Origin of the sequence: Phenylobacterium sp., assembly GCF_031425575.1 — a bacterium.
Classification (GTDB): domain Bacteria; phylum Pseudomonadota; class Alphaproteobacteria; order Caulobacterales; family Caulobacteraceae; genus Phenylobacterium.
Genome location: NZ_JANPJP010000353.1, coordinates 1 through 3470, shown reverse-complemented (window position 1 = coordinate 3470; position 3470 = coordinate 1). Strand labels below are relative to the sequence as shown.

Here is a 3470-nt window from a genome sequence, read left to right as displayed (position 1 = left end):
GGCCCCGCCACCCTGCTGCACGCCTATCGCTGGCTGATCGACTCCAGAGACGAGGCCACCGGCGAGCGGCTGGACGCCCTGGAGGACCCCTTCAAGCTCTATCGCTGTCACACCATCATGAATTGCGCCCAGGTGTGCCCGAAGGGTCTAAACCCCGCCAAGGCCATCGCCGAGATCAAGAAGACTTTGGCCGAACGCGTCGTCTGACCATCCGAACTCTGTTCGGTAAGTTGACGCACCCGTCATTTTTCTGCATGGGGCTGTCATGGGTTCAGTGAGCACACATGTGGTGGTTCTTGGCGCAGGGCATGCCGGCGGCACGCTGGTCGCCCTGCTGCGCCAATATGGCTTCGACGGCCCCATCACCATGGTCGGCGATGAACCGGTGGTTCCCTACCAGCGGCCGCCCCTGTCCAAGGCCTGGCTGAAGGGCGAGGCCGACGCGGATTCCCTGGCCCTGAAGCCCCTGGAATTCTACGCCGAGAACCAGATCGACTTCCGGCCGAACGTCTCGGCGGTGACCTTGAAGCGGGCCGACAAGCTCGTCGAGCTCTCCGACGGCTCGAGCCTGAGCTACGACATCCTGGTGATCGCCACCGGCATGCGCCCCAACAAGCTGCCCCTGCCGGGCGCGGAGCTCTCGGGCGTGCTGTCCCTGCGCAGCGCCGCCGACGCCGAGGAGCTGAAGGGCCATCTCCTGCCCGGACATCACGTGGCCATCATCGGCGGCGGCTATATCGGCCTGGAGGTCGCGGCCTCCGCCCGGACCCTGGGCGCGCAGGCCACCGTGTTCGAGCGCGAGGCCCGCATCCTGTCGCGCAGCGCGTGTGAGGTGCTGTCGACCTTCTTCACCGACTATCACCGCGCCCGGGGCGTAACCTTCGAGCTGGGCGCCAAGATCGACAGCCTGGTGGGCGAGGGCGGCAAGGTCACCGGTGTGAAGATGGCCGACGGCCGCATCATTCCCGCCGATGCGGTCCTGGTCGGCGTGGGCGGCAAGCCCAATGACGAGATCGCCGCCGACGCCGGCCTCGACACCGCGCGCGGGGTGGTGGTGGACCTGGAGGCGCGAACCTCTGATCCCGCCATCTTCGCCATCGGCGACTGCAGCCACCGGCCGCTGCCGCACTATGACCGGATGTTCGGCCCCGAGAGCGTGCCCAGCGCGCTGGAACAGGCCAAGCAGGTCGCCTGCGCCATCACCGGCCGCCCGGCGCCGACGCCGGAAGTGCCGTGGAACTGGTCGGACCAGTACGACCTCAAGCTCCAGATCGCGGGCCTGCCCTTCGACACCGACCAGATCCTGGTGCGGGGGGACCCTGCGTCAGGCAAGTTCGCCATCTTCCATCTGAAGGGCGATCAGGTTCAATCGGTGGAGGCGGTCAACGCCCCGCCGGAATACATGATGGGCCGCCAGCTCATCGGGAACCGCAAGCACGTCAATCTCGACAGGCTTGCGGACCCATCGGTTTCCATGAAAGAGGTCGCCGCTTAAGGCGGGCGAAGGGGAGTAAATGGCCAAGGTCACCTATATCGAGAACAACGGAACCGAACACGTCATCGACGTGAAGGCCGGCCTGACCGTGATGGAAGGCGCTGTGAAGAACAACGTCCCGGGCATCGACGCCGACTGCGGCGGGGCCTGCGCCTGCGCCACCTGCCACGTCTATGTGGACGCCGCCTGGGAATCCAAGACCGGGTCCAAGTCGGCCATGGAGGAATCCATGCTCGACTTCGCCGAGAACGTGGAGCCCAACAGCCGCCTCTCCTGCCAGATCAAGGTCAGCGACGAGCTGGACGGCCTGGTGGTCCGCATGCCGGAAAGCCAGCACTAACTTCTCATCGTCATGGCCGGGCTTGTCCCGGCCACCCATGATCTCCGTGGTGGCGGCGCGGCCGAGGCGGCGCCGTTCGCGCGATCTGTGGACAGGCGGAGATCATGGGTCCCCGGGACAAGCCCGGGGATGACGAAAATTTGGGTGGCCGGTGATCACCTACCCCGCCGGCATGGCCGCCATGTCCATCCACATCGGCTCGAAGACGGCGCCGTCCGGGTCGACGAAGGTGCGGCCGTACATGAAGGGCAGGTCCTGGACCTGCCGGATGTCGCCCTGGCCGCCGGCGCGCGCAGCGGCCTCGACAATGGCGTCCACCTCCGCGCGGCTGTTTCGCGACAGGCAGAACAGGGCGGCGCTGGTGTTGTGGGCGTCGGCGATCGGCTGGGACGTGAAGGTGCGATAGAAGTCGTGGGTCAGCAGATGGAAGGAGATTGTCTCCGACCAGGCCATGGACGAGGCGTTCTCGTTGCTGAAGGCCTCGTTCTTCACGCAGCCGATGGCCTCGTAGAGGGCGGTGGCGGCGGCCAGGTCGCGGACCGGCAGGTTCACGAAGATCATCTTGGGGGCGGTGGTCATCGCGGGAATTCCTTCCAGTCGGGCTTGGTCCAGCTATCTTGGTGTACGCCCGAACCCCGCCCAAGAAAAAAGCCGCCGCTGTGGGGACAGGGGCGGCTCTTTCAGGTCCCGAAGCTAGGAAGGCTCCAGGAGGGGGTTCTTTAGCTAAGCGGCCAGGCGCGGGGCGCAGAGTCGGTCCAGCGTGCTCATCAGGGTCGACATGGCCGACGACGGCAGGATCTCGTCCTGGTCGTAGGAGCCCTCGGCCAGGATCAGGGCCAGGCGGTCGCGGGCGCGGCTGACGCGGCTCTTGATGGTGCCGATGGCGCTGCCGCAGATGTCGGCGACTTCCTCATAGGACAGGCCGCCGGCGCCGATCAGGATCAGGGCCTCGCGCTGGTCGTCCGGCAGCATGGCGAGCGCCCGGCGGACTTCGTCCAGCTCCAGGGTGGCCATGGGATTGGAGACCGCCACCAGGGTCCGCTCGGCGGTTTCCGGGTCGAGCTGGGTCGAGCGCCACGAACGGCGCTTGTCGGAATAGAACTGGTTGCGCAGGATCATGAAGGTCCAGGCCTTCATGTTGGTGCCCGGCTGGTAGCTGGTGCGGTTGTTCCAGGCGCGCAGCAGGGCGTCCTGGGCCAGGTCGTCGGCTTCCACGGCGTTGCGGCACAGGGAGTGCGCAAAGGCCCGCATGTGGGGGATGAGGGCGGTCAGCTCGCCCATGAAATCCTTGTCGGCGGGGATCGTGGTCGCGGTCATGATGGGCCCTCTGGAAATCATCTCGGAGGGGGCCGTCACCAACCCCCGTGAAAATCAAACGCGGCCGTTGCGATAAAGCTCCGCCATGGTGAAAAGAATCTTGGCTGTGGGGGGCAGGGGGTGAAACTCCTTCTCCCCATGCGGGAGAAGGTGGCCGGTCGGAGACCGGTCGAATGAGGGGTCACGCTCCCTTCTCCGGCTAACCCGTTCGTGTGGTTGGTGTGGTTGGTGGGGAAAATGTTCGGGTTGGGGGGGGGCGCGGGCGGCCGACAGGGGACCACCAACCACAACAACCACAACAACAACGGGGCCCCCACC

Annotated in this window: 4 protein-coding genes and 1 pseudogene; 3 read left to right on the top strand and 2 right to left on the bottom strand. The window is 66.3% G+C overall.

From position 1 onward, the window contains the following. From RMO97_RS19560 to RMO97_RS19550, 3 genes and pseudogenes are all read left to right on the top strand, one after another. Nucleotides 1-207 (top strand): annotated as a pseudogene (locus tag RMO97_RS19560) (succinate dehydrogenase iron-sulfur subunit); the annotation flags it as partial. A gap of 58 nt (nucleotides 208-265) precedes the next feature. After that, nucleotides 266-1495 (top strand): FAD-dependent oxidoreductase, encoded by a 1230-nt coding sequence (locus RMO97_RS19555; RefSeq protein ID WP_310542677.1) that lies wholly within the window; start codon nucleotides 266-268, stop codon nucleotides 1493-1495. A gap of 19 nt (nucleotides 1496-1514) precedes the next feature. Next, complete coding sequence (locus RMO97_RS19550) at nucleotides 1515-1835, top strand: 2Fe-2S iron-sulfur cluster-binding protein (RefSeq protein WP_310542676.1); 321 nt, start codon at nucleotides 1515-1517, stop codon at nucleotides 1833-1835. A gap of 159 nt (nucleotides 1836-1994) precedes the next feature. Here RMO97_RS19550 and RMO97_RS19545 read toward each other — a convergent pair whose 3' ends face one another. After that, nucleotides 1995-2414 carry a lactoylglutathione lyase gene (locus tag RMO97_RS19545; protein ID WP_310542675.1) on the bottom strand — a complete coding sequence of 140 codons (420 nt, stop codon included), beginning with the start codon at nucleotides 2412-2414 and terminating at the stop codon, nucleotides 1995-1997. 144 nt (nucleotides 2415-2558) lie between these two features. Continuing rightward, nucleotides 2559-3152, bottom strand: a complete 594-nt coding sequence (locus RMO97_RS19540) for a sigma-70 family RNA polymerase sigma factor (protein WP_310542674.1) — start codon at nucleotides 3150-3152, stop codon at nucleotides 2559-2561. Nucleotides 3153-3470: the final 318 nt, after the last annotated feature.

What these genes read in the sequence shown, in the direction of transcription:
- RMO97_RS19555 (WP_310542677.1), top strand. Translation starts at nt 266, where the DNA reads ATGGGTTCAGTGAGCACACATGTGGTGGTTCTTGGCGCAGGGCATGCC.
- RMO97_RS19550 (WP_310542676.1), top strand. Translation starts at nt 1,515, where the DNA reads ATGGCCAAGGTCACCTATATCGAGAACAACGGAACCGAACACGTCATC.
- RMO97_RS19545 (WP_310542675.1), bottom strand. Translation starts at nt 2,414, where the DNA reads ATGACCACCGCCCCCAAGATGATCTTCGTGAACCTGCCGGTCCGCGAC.
- RMO97_RS19540 (WP_310542674.1), bottom strand. Translation starts at nt 3,152, where the DNA reads ATGACCGCGACCACGATCCCCGCCGACAAGGATTTCATGGGCGAGCTG.